The organism is Paraneptunicella aestuarii (assembly GCF_019900845.1).
Taxonomy (GTDB): Bacteria; Pseudomonadota; Gammaproteobacteria; order Enterobacterales; family Alteromonadaceae; genus Paraneptunicella; species Paraneptunicella aestuarii.
Genome location: NZ_CP074570.1, coordinates 4,069,190 through 4,087,896, shown reverse-complemented (window position 1 = coordinate 4,087,896; position 18,707 = coordinate 4,069,190). Strand labels below are relative to the sequence as shown.

Genomic DNA, 18,707 nt, shown 5'->3' with positions numbered 1-18,707 from the left:
ATCTAATGGAGCGCATTTCATGAGTGATGAAAGAACTAACACTGCTGAAGATGTAAATGATGAAGTCCTGCAATGGGTGACTTATCGCCTTGGTGACGAAACCTATGGCATTAATGTTATGCAGGTGCAGGAAGTATTGAGATACACTGAAATTGCGCCTGTACCGGGAGCACCAGATTATGTGTTGGGTATTATCAACCTGCGCGGTAACGTGGTTACGGTTATTGATACTCGCTCTCGTTTTGGTTTGCCGTCAGCTGAAACTACTGATAATACTCGTATCGTTATTATTGAGTCAGATGAACAGGTTGTCGGTATTTTGGTTGATAGCGTAGCTGAAGTTGTCTATCTGAAAACATCCGAAATCGATAGTGCGCCGAATGTGGGCACTGAAGAAAGCGCTAAATTTATCCAGGGCGTTTCTAATCGTGATGGCGAGCTATTAATTTTGGTGGATTTGAATAAATTGCTCACTGATGATGAGTGGGACGAAATCTCCAAAATATAATCATTTGAGCTCTCGCACTTTCCTGACGGGAGCTTTCTTTTCTCGTTTAAAGGGTGCCGTAAGCGCCCTTCACTTGTATGTGTATTTAGGGAGTCAATCCCTGATATCGTCTGCCAGTCTTAATTTGACATTTAATCCTTTCCATTTTGCTAATAAATGCAGCATTCTTTATTCTGTTCGGGCTATACTGGCAGAGTTAACATCTCATAAGAGGCTTCTTACTTGTTGATAATGCAGTACATTTCGCTATTAGTTGCGGGCATCGCTATTATTTTGGCTGTGTTCTTCTATTTGCGTGGTGAGCAAAATCGTCAGCAATTACAGCAGAAGTTACAACAACTGGAGCAACGGCAGCCAAGTATCGAGAAAGGCTATAATCAACTGCAAGATATGTTGCACGAGATACGCACTGGTATGTTGGGGCTGGGAAACCGGGTCAAGGAACTGGAAGCCAGTATCAGAACGCTGGAAAATAAACAAACTGAGATAGCCAACCGACAGGTTGAGTTTGAACATCAGGAAGCCAGTAGCCCTCTATATACTAAAGCCAATAAATTGGTGGCCGCTGGTGCATCAATTGAGGAGATTATGCAGGAGTGCGACATTCCTCGCGCAGAAGCGGAACTACTCATTAGCCTGCATAAGAAATAATCTATATAAACACCATCTATTCCTTGTTTTAAAATCATATAGGTAATAATTAACACCCTCTTTCTATCGTTGATACAATGCAGGCTGTTTTTCAGAAAAATAGTTGTATCTGGAAACCCCTTTGTTGTTTTATAACCTATTATAATTAAAGGATTTTTATGCCTCATATCAATATTAAGTGTTTTCCGACAGATATCTCTCCAGAAGAAAAAAAGGTGCTTATTGATGAGATGACTGCGACGATGGTTAAAGTGTTTGATTGCCCTGATAAGGTTGTATCTATCGTTCTGGAGCAAATTGAACCTGAGAAATGGCAAGAGACAGTGGTTGATGTTGAAATCAACGCGAAGCCAGATAAAGTGATTAAACAGCCCATTTATTAATGGGCTGTTTGCGGTTGCAACAGAGCTTGATAATCGTATTAATCTGAAACGGAAAAGTGTTGCAGGATAACGTCAGTAACTTGATCAAATGAGTCCACTAACCATTTTGGATCGCTGGTTCGCAGCGTTTCCGGAGTATGGACACCATAAGTTACCGCTAGCCCGGCACATCCCATTGCTTTCGCCATCAGCATGTCATGAGTGGTATCACCCACCATAATGGCGGCGTCAACATTGGCTTTATAGTGATCGAGAACCTTATATCCTGACTCTGGGTGCGGTTTCGTGTTTGTCACCTCATCGGCACAGACTACAATGTCAAAATATCTGTCGATTTTTGCAGATTCCAATAAAGCGTTAGCGCTTCTGGCAAATTTGCTAGTGGCAACCGATAACGCCATGCCTTGTTCAAGTAGTTTATCCAGGCCTTCAGTGACACCAGCAAAAAGAAGCTCTTCTGCCTTGGGCAATATTCGTTGACGAAACTGTCTTTGGTATTCCTGAACGGCGTTGTCGACACGTTCATGTTCTACCGGAAGCTCCATTAATGACGCAAACGCTTTCTCTAATGGCATGCCTATGGTGCAGCGAATATTGCGATGTTGAGGTATTTCTTCCTGTAATTCATTGAAGGTGTAGGTAAAGGCTTCAACGATTGCCCTTGGTGTATCGAATAAGGTTCCATCTAGATCAAAAATAACAACAGGTTGAAACTGACGACTTCTTTGCATGACGAAACCCCCTGGATGTTTTGTTGGCTATGATAAGCAACTGAAACGCTAATGCAGAATCAGTTGATACATATTTTCTCTATACTTTTTCCATACCTTATCCGCAAGCCCACGCTCTTGCGTTTAAAGCAATATCAGGCTCTTTGCTCCTCCAGCTTCGACGTATCATCGGCGTTAACTATGTCTTCTTTCACTTCCGCTTGAGGTTTGGGTGTCGAGAGATAAACACAGGCAACAATGGCAATTGCGCCAAGTATTTGTAATGTGGTGAAGGTCTGATCCAGAAAAACATAACCTAAAATTAATGCTGCCAGACTACTAAGAAAACCCAGGAAAGAAATGGTAACGGCGGGTAGCTTTTCAATTCCCCTAAACCACAGCATATAGCCAAGCAAAGCGCCAACCAGACTCAAATAGGCATAGCCTGCGATATTGGTTGTCGTTAGTGTTGCGGGTATGCCTTCTTGAAATAATGCAATAGGAAGTAGCATTAAACCACCAAACGTCAGTTGCCAGCCAGTAAACCCCAGTAAAGACAAACCTTCTGGCCTTCCCCAATGCTTGGTAAAAACGATGCCGGTTGCCATGCAGGTGGTGCCAATTAAACCCGACACTACGCCTTGCCAGTTTAAATTGATGGTGGAGTTAAGAACCAGGAGCGCAATGCCTGCAATGCCCAGAAGTGAAGCGTAAATATGAACTTTAAGGAATCGGGTATTTAGCACCAGCGCACTTAGGGCAATGACGATCATGGGTTGCACCGACATAACTAACGAAGCCACTCCTCCGGGTAGATAATAGGCGGTCATAAACAGGCAGTAGAAAAAAGCACCTATATTGAGCGCACCCAGAATGGCAATCCTTCCCCACCACTTTCCCGATGGCATCGTTCTGCAGATTAACAATAGCAATAAGCCTGCTGGAAGTGCTCGAATCGTTGAGGCTAATAGCGGCATGTTGTCAGGCAACAGCTCTGTTGTGACAATATAAGTACTGCCCCACATTGTGGGAGCCAGTGCGGTTAAAAAAACATTTAGCCAAGTATTTCCCTTGGTCATTAGACTATCCCCGGTTGGTTATGTCGTTTCGTTTTTCATTATTTCTATACCGAACTTTAATGAGAGGCTTTGTTACACGTCAGGTGCTTTTCGTCCGGTTTGCTGATAACCCATGTCGTTAATTGAGCCTGAAATGTGAAAAGCAAAAGTACAGGTAAAGAAAAAGTTGTTAATTGGTTACGTGCCTGGTGCTTCTTTCTGATATTCAGCCTCAGGCTGTTGTATTTATTATGCTCGTAAAGCGGTCTGAAGATCAGGTTATCCCGTTGTGAATATGATTTATATGAATTTATCTTCATATAAAGTATCTTTTAATTAAGTTACATTCTAATAACTTAAGAGCATTTTAAATGCTAAACAATATTTAATTTTGGAATAAATAAAAAATTGACCATCATGATGTTTGGGAAGTTTTTATAAAAATTAGATATCGATCGCATAGCGTAACAAGCTAAAAATAAACTGTATTGTTCACAATGAAATTGAACGATTTAATATTTTTGAACGTCCTTTTGCTGATTTTGTCATCATGTTCTACTTGTTTTGGTGATTTATGTTTATAAATAAAAATTTTAAACCACCGATATAGAGCATGTTTTATAAAATAATAGGCTTGACATTTTAGTCTTATAAAAGGAAATATATTTCCCTCCTCCTCGAAGGCAGCGGGAATTTCTCAGTATGACTATGGTGGAAATTAAGGCTCAAAATCAAAGTGATGCACAAAATGACGAATTGTGGCAAGCAGAGATTCATACCTCTGGCACTTTGATTGATATGCTGGAACAGCAAATTCTGAGTAGTCCCGAACGATGCGCTGTTGTTGATGGCAATCGTGAATTGAATTACCTGAACTTTTATCGGGAAATTTGCCGCATTGGTAATTATATCGCCATACATAATCAGTCTGAGAGTGAATGCATAGGGTTATATTGTGAACCTTCGGTTACAATGATGTGTGGAGCCTGGGGCATCTTAAGTTCAGGTAAAGCCTATTTACCTTTATCTCCTGATTATCCTTCTGAGCGTATTCGTTACATGATCGAGGACTCAGGGATCACCACAATTTATGCGCAAAGTCATTTAAAAGGCCAAATTAACGCCATTTTGCCGCCAAATGTTAAGGTTTTCTCGCCTGAAGATATTCCATCTACTGAAATTGATGATGAGGATAATCGTGCCTTGTCATGGCCTGTGAGGCCGAGTGTTGATGGATTAGCCTACATTATTTATACATCGGGAAGCACGGGTAAGCCCAAGGGCGTGATGATCGAGCATCGCAATATCGTCAATCAAATGCAGTATTTACTACGCACATTTGAATTTGGGGAAAACGATGCGGTGTTGCAAAAAACGCCCATGAGTTTTGATGCGGCGCAGTGGGAGATCCTGGCACCGGTGTTTGGTTGTCGGGTCGTGGTCGGGCCTCCCGGATGTTATCGCGATCCCGATGCTTTGATTAACACCATAGTGCGCCATCAAGTCACTTCCTTGCAGTGCGTTCCGACCTTGTTACAGGCTCTGGTGGATAATCCCTCTTTTGTGGATTGCACTTCTTTAAACAAGGTCTTTAGTGGTGGCGAAACCTTAACTAAAAGCTTGTCACAGGAGTTTTTCTATACGTTAAGAAAGTGCGAGTTGATAAATCTCTACGGCCCTAGTGAATGCAGTATCAATACGTCGATTTTCGTACTGGATAAAGATCAGATTTCGCATTACCCCTATGCTATCTCCATCGGTCAGGCCGTTGATAACACTCGTTATTACATTGTGACGTTGACAGGTAAACTGGCAAAGGAAGGGGAAATCGGCGAGTTGTGTGTGTCTGGTGTTCAGGTAGCGCGAGGGTACTTGAACCGACCTGACTTGACCGAAGAAAAGTTTCAGGCCAACCCCTTTTCTGATGAACCCGGATATGAGCGCATTTACCGCACTGGTGATTTGGCACAAAAAGACAGCAAAGGCGATGTGCATTTTGCAGGGCGTGTTGATAACCAGATAAAACTTCGCGGTTATCGCGTTGAGCTTGACGAAATACGTCATGCTATCGAAGCCCATTCATGGATTAAAACCGCGGCTGTTCTGGTTAAGAATGATCCTCGCACGGGATACCAGAACCTGATCGCCTGTGTGCAATTGAATGAGAAGGAAGCAGCCTTGATGGATCAGGGCAATCACGACTCCCACCATCAATCCAAATCTAACAAAGTTCAGGTCAAGGCACAGTTATCTAATGCCGGTTGCCGTAGCGAGAACCTGTGTAAAGACCGATTACATATTCCGCTACCGAATAATGAGGCGACTAAAGAACAACGTCGATATGCGTTTGGGCGTAAAACCTATCGCTTCTTTGATGGCGAAATCGTTACGGTAGATGACTTAAAAACATTACTGAAACCAAAGCAATTCAAAGGTGAATCGCGCCCATTGACTGAGCTCAGCTTTGATGAGTTTGGCACTTTGCTTCGCTATTTTGGGCAGTTTAAAAGTGAGCAGCGTTTGTTGCCCAAATATGCCTTTGCGTCTCCCGGTGCGTTATATGCCACGCAAATCTATCTGGAAATTCATCAGTTGTTCGATCTGGAATCCGGCATTTATTACTACCACCCTGTGTCCCATGAACTGGTGTTAGTGGCTAAAAAGCCTCAAGCTCAAGCCAAAGCACCAACAATCCATCTTCATTTTCTTGGTAAACATGACGGTATCGAGCCTGTTTACAAGAACAACATTCTGGAAGTGTTGGAAATGGAAACTGGGCATATGCTGGGTGTGTTCGATGAGAAATTGCCTGAATTTGGACTCGCAATTGGGCTGTCATCATATGATGAAAAACTGCCTGATTGGTACGATGGTGACGACTACGATTACTACATGGGGCAGTTTGAAATCGCTTCTTTGGAACAAATGCAGCCGTCTCCCCATGTTGATTTATATGTGCAAACTCACGCCAATTATGTGCCGGGAATGCCGCAAGGCATGTATCGCTATGCTGATGGTGAATTTGAATTAATAGGTAGCGAACTGATTGCTCGTAAAGAAGTGATCGCCATTAACCAGCAAGTGTATGACCGCGCCAGTTTTGGTATTGCCATGATCAGCAATGGTGCGCCTGAGTGGATGCACTATATTAATTTGGGACGCAAACTGCATTCATTTCAAAGTAACGATTTATTGTTGGGGATGATGTCTTCCGGCTATAGCTCCAAATCAGGAAATGACTTGCCTTCAGCGCGTAAAATGAGGGCGATTCTGGAAGCTGTGAATGATCCTATGGATGCATTCTATTTTTGCATCGGTGGGCATATCAGCCAGGCACAATATGTCAGTGAAGGGATGCGTGAAGACGCCGTGCATATGAAAGGGCCGGCGGAAATACTACGTGATGATTTAGGTCAGCAATTACCCTCATTTATGGTGCCTAACAAAGTATTGATCATGAACAACCTGCCTCAGACAGCCAATGGCAAGGTTGATTACGTGGCACTGTCCAGTTCTAAAGAAGTGGAGCAATGTTCATCGGGCAGTGAATTCGTGCCTTTAGAAACAGACACTGAAAAGCGCCTCGGGAAAATCTGGAAAGATGTGATGAAGTGGGATTCTGCTTCCGCGGCAGATGATTTCTTTGAAACGGGCGGTAACTCTTTAATGGCGGTGGCATTGGTTAACCGTATTAACTCTGCGTTTCAATCTAACTTTCCATTGCAGGTCTTATTTCAGTACCCGACTATCGCGCAGTTTGCCAAGTGGATTGAGAGCGAGAATACGGAACCGGTTTCTCGTTTGATCAAGATGAATGACGTAGAGGCTACACCAATTTTTTGCTGGCCGGGATTAGGTGGCTACCCGATGAATTTACGTCGTTTAGCTGAGTTGATGGAGCCAAAGCGCGGCTTTTACGGCGTGCAATCCAAGGGTATTAACGCAGGTGAAGCGCCTTACGCCACGATTCAAGACATGGCGGCGGAAGATATCGTGGAAATCAAGCGTATTCAGCCGGAAGGGCCTTATACCTTATGGGGCTATTCTTTCGGTTCGCGTGTTGCTTTTGAAACGGCACATCAGATGGAGCAAGCTGGTGATGAGATTGAGTCTTTGTACTTGATCGCTCCGGGTTCACCCAAGATTTACTCTGAGCTGGAAGAGCAAAATGAAGGTGAAGCTGACTTCGATAACCCGGTCTTTGTGACTATTTTGTTCTCGGTGTTTGCGCACAATATCCATAGCCCTATGCTAAAGCCCTGTTTGGAGCAAACTGTTGATGAAGCCAGTTTTGTGAACTTCATTTGTAGTCGTTTCCGTCATCTTGAGCCTTTGCTGGTGAGGCGGATAGTGAACATCGTGACCCAAACTTACGATTTTAAATACAGTTTTGAAGAGTTGCATGAGCGTAAGATAAAAGCGCCTATTCGCATTTTTAAAGCCTCAGGTGACAACTATTCCTTTATTGAAAATGCGGCCAGTTTCTCGGTAACGCCTCCGCAAACCATTCATTTGCAGTCGGATCATTATGAGTTATTGAAGGAAAAAGGCAGCAAAGAGCTGGCTGATGCGATTTGGGATGAGATTAACGCCTCTTGATGCTTAATATCAGTCCTTTTGGGGAGAGCGTTATCCATAGAAAATCATCGCAGACTCGCTGTGAATCCATCCATGGAAGCTCCACCGTCGCATCCCTGCGACGGAGGGTCTGCTCATGAGTTTCAATGGATAACATAACTGAATATATAAAATGGGCATTTCGGAATTTGTAAGCTGCCTGTCTACCGCGTGCAGGTTGCTTGATAATCTAAGCCTGTTCCGACACTTTGTTATGTAGTGTTTTCCAGCTATCGGGGAATTTGCCTTGCAATACATAAGAAAAAGCAATGAGCTCAGCAATCACATAATACAGCTCTGGTGGGATTTCCTGCCCTAAATCCAAACGAGCCAAAAAGTCGCTAAGGTGCTCATCTTCATGCACCAGCACACCGTTTTCTTTTGCCAGAGCAACAATTTCGTCTGCCAGATCGCCAAAGCCTTTGGCAACGATTTTGGGTGTTTCACCTTGTTCGTACTTGATGCCAACAGCCTGACGCTTTTCTTTTTGGCTGCCCTCTGTTCCTGGCTCTTCTACTTGCTCTTTCTCGCTTTCGCTCATGCTCTTGCCTCAAACAGGTGATAAGGACGCTGTTGTAACGCTTCGGGAATTTTGCCTAACTGGCAGCGGCAGTTGCCCATATCAATGCCCAGTTGTTCAAAGCGTTTTTTAAGAACAGGAATAAAGTTAAACACCAGTATTTTGGTGGCATCATTCGAGGTATAGAAATCCAAATCCAGATTGTTTCCGTTAATTTTCGCTTTTGCCAGAATCTCACCAATATCGCCGACCGGTAATTTCATGGTGAGCGCCCAATACGTCCCTTTGACCTTGGCTTTGTTGGTTTTGGGGTCTTTTTCCTGTTCCCGCTTTATTAGCAGTTCTAAATCTTTGCGTTGTCCGTTATCGCCAATGGGCAACACATAATACAGGCTGTCTTGCCCTTGTAGCTGGGATTCCATATTACTGAGTTTATTGAACTGATGTCCGGATAACAGCTTATCGATATTCTTTAATATCTGAAGCTTGCTGTCGGCTTGAAAGAAGTCGCTCAGACTCTTACTGACTTTTTGCTTGCCATCGGTTTTACCATCACTTGCTATCAGCGATGGCACCAGCAATTGGGTGAGTTTGTCCAAATGTTCCGGCTGTTGCCGCATTAGTCTCGCGGCTAACGACACTTGCAGCATTCCCATTAAGCCAGCCAGAAAGTTTGCCTGTGGTGGTGGGCTGTTTATGGTTGACGGCGTAACAGGTAATGGTGCCGCAGTTAAGAGCTGTTTGATCTCTTGAGCGGTTATTTGCCCATTGGCCTGATTCAGTTTGTCATTGCTGATCAGTTTGCTCATTTCCGAGACATACTCGCCAATAGGGGAGTTCAACTGGCTAACAATACTGCTCAACGACTTTTCCAGATTGTTGATGAGGAAACTGGGTGAATCGGCTTTGGCTTGTAGTCCTCGCATGAGTGGTTGTAAGTCGGAGCGGATCTTGTTGCCATCGACAGAAGCCAGAATGGTTTCTCTGGCAAGTGCTCTTACGGCGGTTTTATCTGCCTGAGTCGTCATTTCCATCGCCAGTTCCTGGCTAATCTGCATTTTGCCTATTTGCTCTGGCGATAATCGGGTTTGACCGGCATTAATCGGATTACTGGCGTTGCTTTGAATCATGCTTCCTGCGACCACATCAATGGCTTTTTGTTTTAATCCACCTTCTAGTGGCAGTTTGGCTAAAACCTGTTCTGATTGGCTCCAGCTCATCTTCAACTGCTGATGTTTGTCGATGCTGAATGTAGGCAGTCCCGGCATTTCCGGCTTAAATCCCATTTGTAACGAAGAGGGCAGCACTCGCTGAATATTCAGGTGAGCGACTTTATCTTGGTTATCCAACATCAATGGCGTGTTCCGAGGCAAGGTTGCCGCTAATACTTGAGGCAATTGGCGAGCCGTTGGTTGTATTTGCTTGGCGGAATCGGCACCTTGCTTGGGATCTTTGATTTCTAACTGCCAGCTATCCTGTTTTGCCAGCAGTCGCAATGATATCAACTGGCCTTCTTTAAATTGCGCTGAAGCATTAGGGACATTCAAAGTAAGCGTTTTACCGCTCACTTGTAGCATTAATTGGTCGCCTGCCACTTTTAATACTTTGGCTTCGATAACACCGGGCGTGTAGTTTGCAAGTACGCTAGGGCTGTTGGCGATAACATTCAGCAATTGCTTCCCTTGGGTAGGGCTTAATTGCAATGATTGGGTTGTATTGCCTGGTTTGACCAATTCCAAAAAGGTTTGTGTACTTTGCTGCGATATATTCAGTTTGACCTGCTGGGTTTGTTGCAGGCTTCTATCGTTTTGCGGGAGACGTGGCAGGCTAATGGCTTGTCCGTTTAATACTAATTGAGCGCCGCCATTGGCAGTGGGTTGCAGTTGTGCCAGTTGCCCTTGAAGCTTGGATAGCGCTACATCACCAAGTTGCTGAGAACTATTGGTGATCGTCTGAGTCGCTGTTTGTGTATTCAGGATCTGCGCCATAGTTAGTTTATCGGGTCATTTTGCCTGGAGCTTAAGCTTAAATTGTAGATTCTATGCAACCATTTAATTCAAATAAGAGTATGGCATTAAACCCTATTGGTCACTATTGAAAATCTGGCGATAAAAAACAGCACGCCACCATGTGCTGTGATATTATGCGCGGGTTTTTTGCATCCTTGGTGGAAAATTGTCCCGATTACACGCTCAGGGGTTATCTTGTATCAAAAGAGATCGACTCCTTTTTGACAATCTGGATTTGCTCGTAGAACCCGGGCAAATGCTCGTCGTTACTGGGCCTAATGGCGCAGGGAAAACCAGTTTGTTGCGTATATTGTCCGGTTTGGCAAGCCCGGAAGAAGGCACTGTTTTCTGGTCTGAACAAAATATCTATGAAGACAACACTCAGTATGCGTCAGATCTGATTTATATCGGTCACAAGTTGGGGTTCAGCGCTAACCTCTCTGCTTTGGAAAATCTGCAATTCTGGCTACAACAACGCCAAATTCACCGTTCAGTTGATGACATCCTCGAAGTCCTTGATGATCTTGCCTTGATCGGTATGGAAGATGTGCTTGTGCGCCAAATGTCGGCAGGACAACAGCGCCGTGTGGCATTAGCCAAGTTATGGCTCGCTCCTGCTGCCTTGTGGATTCTGGACGAACCGCTTACCGCTTTGGATAAGGTAGGTGTTCAGATGTTGCAGCAAAAAATGGCTGAGCAGGTGCTGGCTGGTGGTTCCATTATCACCACTTCCCATCAGGACTTTTCAGTTGAAATCAATATCAACATTTTAGCGTTGGAGGCGAGTTGGTAATGCAAGTCTTCTGGGCTATGTTTAAGCGTGATTGGGTGTTGGCTTTTCGTCAAAATGCGGAGTTTTTGCAGCCGGTTTTGTTTTGTTTATTAGTCGTGACCATGTTTCCGTTAGGGATCGGCCCTTCACCGCAAACACTACAAAAAGTGGGGCCGGGGATTATCTGGGTAGCTGCGCTTTTAGCCTCATTATTAGCGTTGGAGAAACTGTTTAAGCAGGACTTTCTCGATGGCTCACTGGAGCAGCTCATTCTTACCCCTTATCCGCTGCCATTACTGGCTTTAGCCAAGATTACTGTGCATTGGGTTGTGAGCGCATTACCACTTTTGTTGTTGTCGCCCATATTGGCTTTGTTTTTGAACTTGACCTGGGATATGTACTGGGCGCTCTTGTTTACCTTATTACTGGGAACTCCTTTAATGAGCCTGATTGGTGCTATTGCGGTGGCACTCACTGCCGGGTTGAATAAGGGAGGCACTTTACTCGGCCTACTTTTGCTCCCGGTTTACATTCCGTTACTTATTTTTGCTACTGCAACGGTGGAAAGTGCCAGCTTGAATCTACCTTATTTGGCTCAATTAGCTATCATTGCCGCCATGCTTTTGCTGGCACTTGCTCTAGCACCATTTGCCGTAGCTCATGCAATTAAAGTGAGTCAGAACTAACATGTGGAAGTGGTTACATCCTTACGCTAAAACCGAAGCGACATACCAGTTATGTGGTCGTTTATACCCCTGGTTTCTATTTTTTGCCGTTGCGCTTTTGATTGGTGGCACTTTTTGGGGACTCGTTTTTGCTCCTGCTGATTATCAGCAAGGGGACTCGTTCCGTATCATCTACATTCATGTCCCTACCGCCATGTTGTCTATGAGTACCTATGCGGCAATGGCGATTCTTGGATTTATTGGTTTGGTTTGGCAAATCAGAACCTGTTATATGGGCGTGGCGGCGATTGCTCCGGTTGGGGCCATTATGACCTTTATTGCTTTGTTTACCGGGGCTGCGTGGGGGAAACCCATGTGGGGAACCTGGTGGGTATGGGATGCCCGACTGACATCAGAACTTATTTTGTTGTTTTTGTATCTCGGCATTATTGCCTTGTACGGTGCGTTTGACGACAAAATTCAAGGCGGTAAGGCGGCATCCGTGATGTCGATTGTGGGTGTGGTGAATTTGCCTATCATTCATTATTCCGTGAAATGGTGGAACACCTTGCATCAGGGAGCCACGATTACCAAATTTGAGCAGCCTTCTATTGCGGCTTCAATGCTGTGGCCTTTGCTTATCAATATTCTGGGCTTTGCCCTATTAGTGGCAGCCTTTACCTGTAAACGTTTGCAGAATGAAATTCTCACTCGAGAAATGCGACGCCCTTGGGTCCAGAGCATGTTATTAAAAGAGGAGACTGGTAATGCAGTTTGATTCTTTTAGTGCCTTTCTGGATATGGGCGGATATGGCTTTTATGTCTGGTTGGCTTTTTTCGTCACCCTGGTCAGTTTGGTGGCATTGGTGATTGAAAACAAATGGCGAGCCAGAAAAATTCGCGAGCAAGTATTGAAAGAACATCGCCGCATACAGCGAGTTACTCAAGCAAAAGAGAAAAAAGCTAGAGAGACTAAGGTACGAGAATAGTAAGCGAAACAGAGTTAAAAGCGCGAGCAGTGATGGTTTCCTGATCCAGTTGAGATTGTTACTGGCGCTCAAGTTTTATAGCGGAGAATAATTCAAATCATGCATCCACGACGAAAAAAACGTTTATTTGCTGTCTCAGCCGTTATTGTGATTGTGACTGCTGCTATTGGGCTGATGTTATACGCCCTGAATCAAAACATTGATCTTTTTTATACCCCTTCTGAAATCGTGAACGGCAAAAATGGCGTGAAACCTTCTGTTGGTCAACGCTTGAGAATTGGTGGCATGGTGGTCGAAGGCTCGGTTCAACGTAGCCATGATTCACTGGATGTGGAGTTTGATTTAATTGATGTTGGCCCTCTGGTAAAAGTGACTTATCACGGCATCTTGCCAGACCTGTTCCGTGAAGGTCAGGGTATTGTGGCAACCGGCGTTTTGCAGGAAGGTAATCTTATTGTGGCGGATGAAGTATTGGCTAAGCACGATGAAGAATATATGCCGCCTGAACTTGCCGAAGCAATGAAAGGCATTAAGCACGAGAAACCTTCTCAATATCAGCAATACAATAAGCCAGAAGGCGAGTAGGTACTTACTATGATTGCTGAGTTGGGACATTTCTCATTAGCATTGGCAATGTTAATGTCGATGCTAATGGCGGTATATCCGCTTTGGGGCGCACAAAAAGGTAATGAGAATTTGATGGCGATGGCTAAGCCGTTGGCGTCAGGCATGTTTCTCTTTACCGCTTTTTCTTTTGGTTGTTTAACCTACGCTTTTGTTACCGATGATTTTAGTTTGTCCTATGTGGCTCATACCTCGAATAGCTTGTTACCGATTCAGTATAAGTACACGGCTGTTTGGGGCGGGCATGAAGGCTCTTTCCTGTTCTGGGTGGTCATGTTTTCCGGTTGGACATGCGCTGTTGCCTGGTTTAGCCGCTCGATTCCGTTACATATGGTTGCCAGAGTGCTGGGCATTCTTGGCCTGATTGGTACGGGTTTTTATTTGTTTATCCTGCTCACATCCAACCCCTTTGAGCGTTTATTACCTTTTTATCCCGTTGATGGTCGAGACTTGAATCCCTTATTGCAAGACATTGGCATGATCATTCATCCGCCTATGTTATACATGGGATATGTGGGTTTTTCTGTTACTTTTGCCTTTGCGGTTGCTGCATTGATTTCCGGACAATTGGATTCAGTCTGGGCTCGTTGGGCTCGTCCCTGGGCAATTGCTGCCTGGGCGTCTTTGACCGTCGGTATCGTATTGGGAAGCTGGTGGGCGTATTACGAGCTTGGCTGGGGCGGCTGGTGGTTCTGGGATCCGGTCGAAAATGCCTCTTTTATGCCTTGGTTGGCGGGTACTGCGTTGATGCATTCTCTAGCGGTCACGGAAAAACGTAAACTATTTAAATCATGGACAGTATTGTTAGCGATTTCTGCATTTTCCCTGAGCTTGCTTGGAACCTTCCTGGTGCGTTCCGGGGTGATTATTTCTGTGCATTCCTTTGCCAGTGACCCGGCTCGTGGCTTGTTCATTCTTGGTTTGTTGATTCTGGTTATTGGCGGTTCCTTGCTGTTTTATGGCTTGCGCGCCAGCCAGCTAAAAAGCGTTGGGCGTTACGGGCTGATGTCTCGTGAAGTCATGTTGTTTGGCAACAATGTGTTGTTGAGCGCTGCCACCATGGTGGTGTTGTTAGGAACCTTGTTGCCTTTGGTGCATAAAGAACTGGGCTTGGGTTCCATTTCTATCGGTGAGCCTTTCTTTAATCAGATGTTTACCATTCTGATAGTGCCCTTTGTCTTTTTGCTCGGCATAGGGCCTTTATCTCGTTGGAAAAAGCAGTCGATTGGAGAGTTGAATAAGCAAATGGCGATGACGACCGTCATTGCGGCGTTGGGCGCATTGTTGATTAATTTTGCTTACGACAAACTGGTGATGATCGCATTGTTAGGGACTTTCTTGAGCATTTGGATTGGTGTTATGACAGTGCAGGAAGTGTTGTTGAGAGTGAATAAACAGGGTGTCAGTAAAGCCAGTTTAGCCAGCCTTTCTCGTAGCCACTGGGGAATGGTTCTAGGGCATATGGGCTTTGCCATTAGCTTAATGGGTATCGCTGTTACCAGTCAGTTCAGTCAGGAAATTGAAGTGCGCATGGATGAGGGTGATAAAGTCGAGCTGGTTGGTTATGAGTTTACATTCAAAGGCATTGAATCGTTGAATGGGCCTAACTATTCAGGGCAAGCTGGTATTGTTGAAGTTCACAAAGAGGGCGATTTCATTGCTCGGTTGAAAGCGGAAAAACGTTTTTACACGGTACAACGCTCTACCATGACCGAAGCTGCTATCGATAGCACTCTGTTACGCGATTTATTTGTTGCATTGGGCGATCAACTTAAAGATGGTTCCTGGGCGCTACGTTTATACGTTAAACCTTTAGTGGTGTGGATTTGGTTAGGTGGATTTATTATGGCTGCCGGTGGGTTGTTGAGTATGTCAGACAAGCGTTATCGCTTATCTCGATTTGCTCGTAAGAACGCAGAGCAACTTGATGATAGCGCTTCCCAAAAGAATCAGCCTGCTACGAATGAACCTCAAGGAGCCGCAGGATAATGAAAAAAATACTATTTTTCTTAATCCCTCTCGGAGCCTTTTTATCTATTACTTTGTTTTTGTTAAAAGGGCTCTTTTCCGAAGCGCGCTACGAAGTGTCGATTTCGGTTGATAAGCAAGTACCCGAGTTTGCCTTGCCTGATGTGATGGATCCGCAACAAATCTACACTAAAGAGGTGTTCCTGGGGCAAAAGACCTTGCTCAATGTGTGGGGCGTCTGGTGTGTGACTTGTGCGGTTGAGTTGCCTTATTTGGCTGAGTTACGCAAGCAAGGTATTCGCATTGTTGGCTTGTATTATCAACTCAATAATGACCCGGATTTTGGAGCCAAACCCTTGCCTCAATTGCAATGGGAAATTCGTGAAATGCTCGGCAAATATGGTGACCCTTACCAGTTTAATATCTTTGATGCGCAGCGCAGTTATGGCATGGACTTAGGGGTGACTGGTGCGCCGGAAACCTTTTTGATCGATGAGCAGGGTGTTGTGCGAGTTCACCATGTGGGTGATTTGAATCCACGTGTTTGGCAGGAAAAGTTTGCTGCTTATTATTCTGAAGATAAAGCGTCAGCCCAAGGTGCTGGTCGCTAAAAAACGAATCATAGTGGAAATGTCTGAGTGAAAATAATGCATTGGTTCAGATTGGTCTTTCTTTGGAGCTTTGTCGCTCTAAGCTTTTCTGTGTGGGCGACAACCGATACTCAGTTTCAGTTTGAGGATCCAGGCAAGCAAAAGCTGTTTCTGGAATTGAAAGCCGAGCTGCGTTGCCCTATGTGTCAGAACCAGAACATTGGTGATTCTAATGCCATGATCGCATTGGATTTAAAGCGAAAAGTATTCGAGTTGGTTGAGCAAGGTAAATCCAAGCAAGAGATTATTGATTACATGAAAGCTCGCTATGGCGATTTTGTTCATTATCAACCACCTGTAACACCCATTACCATCTGGTTATGGTTACTGCCGTTACTCTTTGTGTTGATTGCTGCTGCTTTGGTTGTTCGAAGCCGAATGAATGCAACCGACGCGGATTCCGTGGCATCAAACAATGATGTTTCCGGACAAGATGGCGTCGATCAGGACGAGTCTAAAGCTGACGAATTATTGGATAAATACAAGTGACAATATTTTGGGTTGGTGCAGTCGCACTTATTTTTCTCTCTTTAATCGTAATTTTCTGGCCTTGGCTTTTAAAACGAAATCAACACGATCAAGAACAAGAACGTTTGAATGTGTTGTTAGTAAAAGATCGTGTTGCCGAGATAGAACGTGACTTGCAGGAAAGTATCTTGTCTGATGAAGACAAACAAGCTGCTGAGTCAGAGCTGAAGAAAGCGTTAGTGCTGGAAGTTTCTGTTGCCAGTGAAAATAAAGTCCAAGCGACAAAAAACGCTTCAGGGTTTTCTGTTGTTCTGCTGCTTTTTACTTTTATCGCGATTGCTACGGCAGTTGGAAGTTATCTGTATAGTAATGAGATCAGCGATATTCAAAACTGGCAAGATGCACAGGCTCGTTTACCAGAGTTGGGTGAAAGAGTAGTACGTGGTGATGCTTCTTTGACTCAACTCGAATATCAGAATTTTACCTTGGCACTAAGAACCAAGTTGGCTAAAAAAACCGATGATGCTGTGGGTTGGTTGTTGCTCGGACGTCTTTATGCGTCGATGCAAAATGTCGAGCAGGCTATGTCTGCTTTTGAAAAATCCCTGGCTTTGGAACCTGATAGAATTGGTACGCTGATTAGCTACAGCCAGATGTTGATCATGACGAATCAAAAGCCTCAGATCTTAAAAGCCAGGCAGATTTTACAAAGAGCCTTACAGGCTTCGCCGGGCGAGAAAGATGCTATGGGGTTGTTAGCAATTGCTGCTGAGCAAAGTGGCGATAAGGATTTAGCTGTGATGACCTGGCAAGAACTCAGCCTACAAATTGCGCCTGAAGACCCGCTTCAAGAGACGATTAAAACGAAAATTGAACTGTTGCAGCATGGACAAACCGAGCTTATGGTTAAGGTTGATATTGCCCAGAGACTGAAAGATAAATTGCCGAAAGAGGCGATGTTATTTGTGTTTGCCAGAAAAGCGAACTCTGAAATGAAAATGCCTGCCGCTGTTATTCGTCAACCTTTAGGCCAATTCCCGGTGACCGTCACATTAACCGACGGCAATGCCATGATGGCGGGTTTCAATTTGTCAGGATTGCAAGAAGCGCAGGTCGTTGCTCGTATCTCGTTGGATGACAAGGTGGATGTGGGCGAACAAGAGATGCAGGGAGAAGCGGTGATGACGTTGAGTAAGTTTGAGCGCAATCAGGTAAGTATTGTTATTGATCAGGAGCTATCACAATGATTTGGCGTTATGTCTTTATTATCGGCTGTCTGGCATTAACCGGCTGTGCATCATCCAAACATGTGGATGAGCAGGTACAACAGGAACAGAATACTCAGGCAGCTAGTGAGCAAGGTGACTTTGAGCAAGAAGGTTCTGAACAGGCAAGCTCTGAGCAAGAAAATGAAGAACAAATCGCTTCTGCTAATGATCCAAGAGACCCTTTGGAATCGGTTAACCGTTCAATATGGGCGTTTAACTGGGATTTTCTGGATAAAGCCTTGCTTCGTCCGGTTGCTGTTGGCTACCGTGAATATGTGCCGCATTTTATGCGTAAAGGCATCCATAATGCGGCGTTGAATCTGGAAGAGCCTTCCAGCACCATTAATAATTTGCTGCAAGGGCAGTTCGAAGGCACCTTTACCAGTCTTGGACGCTTTGTGATTAACTCCAGCATTGGTTTGCTTGGTACGATTGATGTGGCAAAAGAAATCGGGCTGGAGAGACATCCTGAAGAGTTTGGTGAGGTATTAGCGACCTGGGGTATCGGCACTGGGCCTTATTTAATGTTGCCAGCTATTGGGCCTAATGATATTCGAAGCGGTTCAGGAAAGTTTGTCGATAATGCCTATTTCCCTCTGGCAGACTTAAATATTTATCTTTCTATTGTGCAATCGGCGGTGAAGGCTTTGGAAGCGCGAGCTGATTTGGTTGAGCAGGAAGAGCTTATTAATTCTTCTTTAGACCCTTATTTGTTTGTTAAAGATGTGTACTTCCAGCGTTTACAAAACAAAGTGAATAATGGCGAAGAGCAGAAAAAATCAGAGGAAGAGCAAGATCTTGAGTCTGAGTTTGATGCTTATCTGGAAGGTATCGAATAGTTTTTGAG

Annotated in this window: 18 protein-coding genes; 14 read left to right on the top strand and 4 right to left on the bottom strand. The window is 44.5% G+C overall.

What is annotated here, in order from left to right; genetic code table 11:
- The first annotated feature begins 19 nt into the window (after positions 1-19).
- The 3 genes from KIH87_RS15785 to pptA all read left to right on the top strand — a co-directional run bounded on the left by KIH87_RS15785 (position 20) and on the right by pptA (position 1,542).
- A complete protein-coding gene (locus KIH87_RS15785; protein ID WP_232358813.1) occupies positions 20-508 on the top strand; it encodes a chemotaxis protein CheW in 489 nt (162 codons plus the stop codon).
- Between the two features lie 231 nt (positions 509-739).
- A complete protein-coding gene (locus KIH87_RS15780; protein ID WP_232358812.1) occupies positions 740-1,159 on the top strand; it encodes a DUF2802 domain-containing protein in 420 nt (139 codons plus the stop codon).
- Between the two features lie 158 nt (positions 1,160-1,317).
- Positions 1,318-1,542: a tautomerase PptA gene (gene pptA / locus KIH87_RS15775; RefSeq protein WP_232358811.1), complete on the top strand. Its 225-nt coding sequence runs from the start codon at positions 1,318-1,320 to the stop codon at positions 1,540-1,542.
- A 38-nt stretch (positions 1,543-1,580) separates the two neighbouring features.
- On the opposite strand, the gene KIH87_RS15770 is transcribed toward pptA, so the two are convergent.
- On the bottom strand, positions 1,581-2,273 hold the full coding sequence (locus KIH87_RS15770; RefSeq protein WP_232358810.1) for an HAD family hydrolase: 693 nt from the start codon (positions 2,271-2,273) through the stop codon (positions 1,581-1,583).
- A 134-nt stretch (positions 2,274-2,407) separates the two neighbouring features.
- The gene (locus KIH87_RS15765; RefSeq protein ID WP_232358809.1) at positions 2,408-3,331 is read right to left on the bottom strand and encodes a DMT family transporter; all 924 of its coding nucleotides are present in this window, start codon (positions 3,329-3,331) and stop codon (positions 2,408-2,410) included.
- A 681-nt stretch (positions 3,332-4,012) separates the two neighbouring features.
- Here KIH87_RS15765 and KIH87_RS15760 point away from each other — a divergent pair.
- A complete protein-coding gene (locus KIH87_RS15760) occupies positions 4,013-7,909 on the top strand; it encodes an amino acid adenylation domain-containing protein (RefSeq protein ID WP_232358808.1) in 3,897 nt (1,298 codons plus the stop codon).
- 208 nt (positions 7,910-8,117) lie between these two features.
- Here KIH87_RS15760 and KIH87_RS15755 read toward each other — a convergent pair whose 3' ends face one another.
- Both KIH87_RS15755 and KIH87_RS15750 read right to left on the bottom strand, forming a co-directional pair.
- Positions 8,118-8,468 carry an EscU/YscU/HrcU family type III secretion system export apparatus switch protein gene (locus tag KIH87_RS15755; protein WP_232358807.1) on the bottom strand — a complete coding sequence of 117 codons (351 nt, stop codon included), beginning with the start codon at positions 8,466-8,468 and terminating at the stop codon, positions 8,118-8,120.
- Positions 8,465-10,435 carry a hypothetical protein gene (locus tag KIH87_RS15750; RefSeq protein WP_232358806.1) on the bottom strand — a complete coding sequence of 657 codons (1,971 nt, stop codon included), beginning with the start codon at positions 10,433-10,435 and terminating at the stop codon, positions 8,465-8,467. Before KIH87_RS15750 ends, KIH87_RS15755 begins: the two co-directional genes overlap by 4 nt.
- 187 nt (positions 10,436-10,622) lie before the next feature.
- Between KIH87_RS15750 and ccmA the strand changes: the two genes are divergently transcribed.
- The 10 genes from ccmA to KIH87_RS15700 all read left to right on the top strand — a co-directional run bounded on the left by ccmA (position 10,623) and on the right by KIH87_RS15700 (position 18,699).
- Entirely contained in the window at positions 10,623-11,249 is a 627-nt protein-coding gene (gene ccmA / locus KIH87_RS15745) for a cytochrome c biogenesis heme-transporting ATPase CcmA (protein WP_232358805.1), read from the top strand.
- The gene (gene ccmB, locus KIH87_RS15740; RefSeq protein ID WP_232358804.1) at positions 11,249-11,914 is read left to right on the top strand and encodes a heme exporter protein CcmB; all 666 of its coding nucleotides are present in this window, start codon (positions 11,249-11,251) and stop codon (positions 11,912-11,914) included. The genes ccmA and ccmB overlap by 1 nt, the downstream gene beginning before the upstream one ends.
- A gap of 1 nt (position 11,915) precedes the next feature.
- Entirely contained in the window at positions 11,916-12,671 is a 756-nt protein-coding gene (locus tag KIH87_RS15735) for a heme ABC transporter permease (protein ID WP_232358803.1), read from the top strand.
- The gene (ccmD, locus tag KIH87_RS15730) at positions 12,661-12,882 is read left to right on the top strand and encodes a heme exporter protein CcmD (RefSeq protein ID WP_232358802.1); all 222 of its coding nucleotides are present in this window, start codon (positions 12,661-12,663) and stop codon (positions 12,880-12,882) included. The genes KIH87_RS15735 and ccmD overlap by 11 nt, the downstream gene beginning before the upstream one ends.
- A gap of 99 nt (positions 12,883-12,981) precedes the next feature.
- Positions 12,982-13,467 carry a cytochrome c maturation protein CcmE gene (gene ccmE / locus KIH87_RS15725; RefSeq protein ID WP_232358801.1) on the top strand — a complete coding sequence of 162 codons (486 nt, stop codon included), beginning with the start codon at positions 12,982-12,984 and terminating at the stop codon, positions 13,465-13,467.
- A 9-nt stretch (positions 13,468-13,476) separates the two neighbouring features.
- Entirely contained in the window at positions 13,477-15,495 is a 2,019-nt protein-coding gene (locus tag KIH87_RS15720) for a heme lyase CcmF/NrfE family subunit (RefSeq protein ID WP_232358800.1), read from the top strand.
- Positions 15,495-16,085 (top strand): DsbE family thiol:disulfide interchange protein, encoded by a 591-nt coding sequence (locus KIH87_RS15715; protein ID WP_232358799.1) that lies wholly within the window; start codon positions 15,495-15,497, stop codon positions 16,083-16,085. Before KIH87_RS15720 ends, KIH87_RS15715 begins: the two co-directional genes overlap by 1 nt.
- 36 nt (positions 16,086-16,121) lie before the next feature.
- Positions 16,122-16,613, top strand: a complete 492-nt coding sequence (locus tag KIH87_RS15710; protein ID WP_232358798.1) for a cytochrome c-type biogenesis protein — start codon at positions 16,122-16,124, stop codon at positions 16,611-16,613.
- The gene (gene ccmI, locus KIH87_RS15705) at positions 16,610-17,839 is read left to right on the top strand and encodes a c-type cytochrome biogenesis protein CcmI (RefSeq protein ID WP_232358797.1); all 1,230 of its coding nucleotides are present in this window, start codon (positions 16,610-16,612) and stop codon (positions 17,837-17,839) included. The genes KIH87_RS15710 and ccmI overlap by 4 nt, the downstream gene beginning before the upstream one ends.
- Positions 17,836-18,699 (top strand): MlaA family lipoprotein, encoded by an 864-nt coding sequence (locus tag KIH87_RS15700; protein WP_232358796.1) that lies wholly within the window; start codon positions 17,836-17,838, stop codon positions 18,697-18,699. Before ccmI ends, KIH87_RS15700 begins: the two co-directional genes overlap by 4 nt.
- Positions 18,700-18,707: the final 8 nt, after the last annotated feature.

Bases quoted from the DNA above. Each gene is read 5' to 3' on its own strand.
- KIH87_RS15715 (WP_232358799.1), top strand. From the start codon at position 15,495: ATGAAAAAAATACTATTTTTCTTAATCCCTCTCGGAGCCTTTTTATCT.
- KIH87_RS15750 (WP_232358806.1), bottom strand. From the start codon at position 10,435: ATGGCGCAGATCCTGAATACACAAACAGCGACTCAGACGATCACCAAT.
- ccmD (WP_232358802.1), top strand. From the start codon at position 12,661: ATGCAGTTTGATTCTTTTAGTGCCTTTCTGGATATGGGCGGATATGGC.
- KIH87_RS15735 (WP_232358803.1), top strand. From the start codon at position 11,916: ATGTGGAAGTGGTTACATCCTTACGCTAAAACCGAAGCGACATACCAG.
- KIH87_RS15710 (WP_232358798.1), top strand. From the start codon at position 16,122: ATGCATTGGTTCAGATTGGTCTTTCTTTGGAGCTTTGTCGCTCTAAGC.
- ccmE (WP_232358801.1), top strand. From the start codon at position 12,982: ATGCATCCACGACGAAAAAAACGTTTATTTGCTGTCTCAGCCGTTATT.
- KIH87_RS15720 (WP_232358800.1), top strand. From the start codon at position 13,477: ATGATTGCTGAGTTGGGACATTTCTCATTAGCATTGGCAATGTTAATG.
- ccmB (WP_232358804.1), top strand. From the start codon at position 11,249: ATGCAAGTCTTCTGGGCTATGTTTAAGCGTGATTGGGTGTTGGCTTTT.
- KIH87_RS15785 (WP_232358813.1), top strand. From the start codon at position 20: ATGAGTGATGAAAGAACTAACACTGCTGAAGATGTAAATGATGAAGTC.
- KIH87_RS15780 (WP_232358812.1), top strand. From the start codon at position 740: ATGCAGTACATTTCGCTATTAGTTGCGGGCATCGCTATTATTTTGGCT.
- KIH87_RS15700 (WP_232358796.1), top strand. From the start codon at position 17,836: ATGATTTGGCGTTATGTCTTTATTATCGGCTGTCTGGCATTAACCGGC.
- KIH87_RS15755 (WP_232358807.1), bottom strand. From the start codon at position 8,468: ATGAGCGAAAGCGAGAAAGAGCAAGTAGAAGAGCCAGGAACAGAGGGC.
- pptA (WP_232358811.1), top strand. From the start codon at position 1,318: ATGCCTCATATCAATATTAAGTGTTTTCCGACAGATATCTCTCCAGAA.
- KIH87_RS15770 (WP_232358810.1), bottom strand. From the start codon at position 2,273: ATGCAAAGAAGTCGTCAGTTTCAACCTGTTGTTATTTTTGATCTAGAT.
- KIH87_RS15765 (WP_232358809.1), bottom strand. From the start codon at position 3,331: ATGACCAAGGGAAATACTTGGCTAAATGTTTTTTTAACCGCACTGGCT.
- KIH87_RS15760 (WP_232358808.1), top strand. From the start codon at position 4,013: ATGACTATGGTGGAAATTAAGGCTCAAAATCAAAGTGATGCACAAAAT.